Annotated in this window: 4 protein-coding genes; all 4 read left to right on the forward strand. The window is 62.4% G+C overall.

The window, feature by feature from the left end:
• Nucleotides 1–569 precede the first annotated feature (569 nt).
• Nucleotides 570–1,103: a DUF6431 domain-containing protein gene (locus tag J0M27_RS21220; protein ID WP_291923357.1), complete on the forward strand. Its 534-nt coding sequence runs from the start codon at nt 570–572 to the stop codon at nt 1,101–1,103.
• Between the two features lie 128 nt (nt 1,104–1,231).
• Entirely contained in the window at nt 1,232–2,554 is a 1,323-nt protein-coding gene (locus J0M27_RS21225) for a DDE-type integrase/transposase/recombinase (protein ID WP_291923359.1), read from the forward strand.
• 2 nt (nt 2,555–2,556) lie between these two features.
• The gene (locus J0M27_RS21230; protein ID WP_294996692.1) at nt 2,557–3,351 is read left to right on the forward strand and encodes an ATP-binding protein; all 795 of its coding nucleotides are present in this window, start codon (nt 2,557–2,559) and stop codon (nt 3,349–3,351) included.
• Nucleotides 3,348–3,548, forward strand: a complete 201-nt coding sequence (locus J0M27_RS21235) for a hypothetical protein (protein WP_294996694.1) — start codon at nt 3,348–3,350, stop codon at nt 3,546–3,548. The genes J0M27_RS21230 and J0M27_RS21235 overlap by 4 nt, the downstream gene beginning before the upstream one ends.
• Nucleotides 3,549–3,860: the final 312 nt, after the last annotated feature.

Consider the following 3,860-nt stretch of genomic DNA (forward strand, 5'->3'; position numbering starts at 1 on the left):
CAGCAGGTCGGCAAGAATGTCGTCAAGCATGATCGGGTGAATTTCGTTAAAGCACCGGCAATCGGTAGCCATTCCAGTATCACTTATGACCAGGGCAAAGCCATAGCTTCGGTCGCCTCGCATGTGTTGAGCCGTGGCGTGTCCCGATGAGCCGACTTTAGCCGCTAAACGTCGGATGCCAGATCATGAACTTGGTGACCGGCCAGGGTGCCGACGCATGCTCGATCTCCACTTTAGCGAGCCGGATGACTGAACTGAACACCCTGAACGAGTGATCAGCGACAAATAGACAAGTTTCGGACATTCGGCCTTGCCAAAAGTCCGAAAAAACAATACGAATATCGGACAGGGTATGCCTATGTCCGATCTCAAACCTAGCATCTCCTCGCTAGTTGTTACGTCCTCCCCTGGCTAAGGTCTAAGGGCTCGAAATATCCCGCGCACGGTCGGGAAGAAGAAAGAAGCAGTGCCTGAAAGAGGCCGGGACAAAGGGGGAAGAGGAAGGGCTGGGACACCTCTGCTATCGTGGGAAGTTATCGACGCCACCCGGATAGAAAGGAGCCCAGCCCATGCGACGAATTGTAGTCGGCATCACCAGTCTTGAGCAGCATATCGAGGCGATCAGCGCCAGCCCTGAACGCTATCGACCGCGGTGCTGCCCGCACTGCGGCCTCAAGATCCTCCGGCGGCACGGGTACTACTACCGGAAGTCCGACCGGCGACGGGAGCACGCCTCGCTCAATCCCGTGCCGATCTGCCGCTACCTTTGCAGCGGATGCCACCACACGTGTTCGCGACTGCCGGAGTGCATCGCAGCACGGCGCTGGTATGACTGGTCGGTGCAGCAAGAGGCCCTGAAGCCACGATTGAAGGGATGCTCGGAAGGCCTTCGCGCGGACGGCGGCGGACCTGACGAGCGCACCGTCGATCGCTGGTGGCAGTGGTTGAAGGCGCGCAGTGATCTCTTCGAGTTTCATCTGCGCGCCCGCTTTGCCGAACTCGGACGGGCGGCAGGATTCGACGCTTTCTGGCGCCGCGTGTTCGCCACCCTGGGCCTGGCGCGGGCCATGGCCATCCTTGATCACGAACTGATCGTCCCCTGATGAGCTGACCCCGAACGAGTGGCGGACAGGGGGGGCCCCGCCCGGGCGGGGCCCCCCCACAGTTTGCCGTGGTCATAACGTGGTCGTTCTGTTCTCATCACGACTCCCATTCAAACGAAGGAGTCCACATGAAACCCATCGACCCGAAAGCCCTGTTTCGCCTGTCCGTCCTGGGTCCGCTGGTCAGCCGGGAGCGGCTGGAGCGGGGAGAACTACAGCAGATCATCCGTGAGCTGGCCGAACGCGAGTACGCCATTCCTGGCACCCGTCGGCGCCATCTGGGCGAGAAGACGATTCAAGGGTGGTACTACACCTACCGCGCGCAAGGTCTCGATGGCCTGATGCCGAAGGCGCGCGCCGACCGCGGGCAATCGAAGCTCTCCGAGGCGATCCAGGTCGCGATTCTGGCGGCCAAGCGCGATAATCCCCGGCGCTCGATTCGCCAGATTCGGCAGTTGCTCGAAACCGCTGGCACCGTCGCTCGCGGGAGTCTGTCGCGATCGACGATCCATCGTCTGCTCCAGCAACACGGTCTTTCCCGCATGACCGGCTCGGCCAGCCTGCCCGAGGAGAGGCGCAGTTTCGTCGCCGCTTCAGCCGGCGCGATCTGGTACAGCGACGTGATGCACGGTCCGCAGGTCCCCATCGGTGGTAAGCTCGCCAAAGCGTATCTCGTCTCCCTGTTCGATGACGCCTCACGTCTGCTCGCCCACAGCGCCTTCTGCCCCGGTGAGACGGCGCTGGACATCGAGGGCGTGCTCAAACAGGCGATTCTCAAACGCGGCATCCCGCTCAAGCTGGTCGTCGATCACGGCGCCGCCTACCGCGCTCACACCTTGCAAGGGATCTGCGCCCGCCTGGGCATTTTGTTGATTTATTGCCGGCCCTATGCACCCGAAGGCAAAGGGAAATTGGAGCGCTGGCACCGGACGTGCCGCGATCAGTTTCTGTCTGAACTCGACGAGCGCCACCTCACCGGCCTGGCGGACCTCAATGCGCGCCTATGGGCGTGGGTCGAACGGATCTATCACCGCAGCCCCCATGACGGACTGGGAGGAATCACGCCGCTGGCGCGTTATCAGCAGGATTTGCCGAAGATTCGCCCGCTCGGACTGCTGGCCGCCAAGCTCAATGCCTTGTTCCACCATCGCGTCAGCCGCCGGGTCCGCAAGGACGGCACGGTGTCTTATCAGGGCAAGCGCTTCGAGGTGCCTTTCGAGCTGTCCGGCAAGACCGTCTGCCTGGTCGTCGATCCGCATGCCGAAGTCGTGGTCAGCGTCGAGGACGCAAACGGCGAGGCGATCGGCTTGGCCACGCCGCTTGATGCGCTGGCCAATCTCAGTCGCCAGCGTCGCAAACCCGAGCCGGTGGACGCCGGCAGGACTGAGAGGTCCGGTCCGAATCTGATCGAGATGGTCCATCAACAGTATTACGAAGCGAAAGGAGACTAACGATGGACCTGCAACACTTTGGTCTGCGCCATCCGCCGCTGGGCAAGGAAGCGACCGAACTGTGGGATGACGGCGCGCTGGCGCAACTAGATGAACGCTTCCAGTGGCTCCTGCATTCGCCGGGCGTCGGCCTGCTGACCGGCGACGCCGGCGTCGGCAAGACCGCCGCCCTGCGGCTCCTGACCGCGAAGCTCAATCCGCATCGCTATCAAGTCATCTACCATGCCGAGACCGACTTCGGCCGCCTCGATATCTATCGCTGTCTGGCCCTGTCTCTGGGCCTGCCGCCCAGCTATCGCCGGGCGCAACTGTGGCGCGACATCAAGGCGCATATCCACCAGTTGGCCGACGGCAAACAGATCCTGCCGCTGTGGATTCTCGACGAAGCGCAGAATCTGCCGCCCGAGTTCTTCCGCGATTTCCCGGCTTTCCTCAACTTCGCCTTCGATTCGCGCGATCTGATCACCGTCTGGTTCGTTGGCCATCCGCTGCTCGCGCAGACGCTCGAACGGGCGCCCTATGCAGCGCTCGCCGGGCGCATTCAGGCGCGCGTTCAGATGCGGCCGGTCATCGAGCGCGAACGTTTTGCGCAACTCATCGCACACGCGCTCAAGAGCGCCGGGTGTTCTCATACGCTGCTCGCCGATTCGGGTCTCGAGATCCTGCGCCAAGCCAGCAAGGGTCTGCCGCGTCACGCCGGGCGCATCCTGCGCACGGCCATGCGCCTGGCGGTGCCGCGTGGACTCAACCATCTGCCCGACGACCTCTTGCAATTGGCCATCGAGGAATTGCGATGAAGCGCCGCCGTTTCGACCCCCTCTTCCCCGATGGCCTCTCCGACGAAACAGCCTCGGCTCTCAGCGACTTTCTTCACCAGCTCGCCGCCGCTTGTGAGAGCCGTTATCTCGTGCAGTTACGCCGTCATCACCACCGGCAGATGAATCTCTACGACCCCGAAACCCCCTGGAAGACGCCTCCCTACAACCTTCCGTAGTCTCCCTCCGTCCCACGCTGCCCCAGCTCTACCTTCCTCCCCCTCCAGCGTGGGACTTTGCCTCTGTCTCAGCCTCGAACAGCTTGGGCCAAACAGTCTGATTCACCGCGCGACGTAACACTAGTCAATGCCGTCGGTGACCAGTTGCCCGCCGTAGTAGAACCAGTTGAGGCCGGAGCACCGGCTGGCGTGCCGGCCGACTATTGGCCGGACCTCTACTTGAAGGACGCGAACAATGTGGAGGAACAAACAGGTCCTGGTCAACGTCGAAGCCGTCTAAAGGACGAAGTTCACGCTCAACCGCCTCCGGCC

This window comes from Sulfuritalea sp., assembly GCF_017302275.1.
Lineage (GTDB): Bacteria > Pseudomonadota > Gammaproteobacteria > Burkholderiales > Rhodocyclaceae > Sulfuritalea.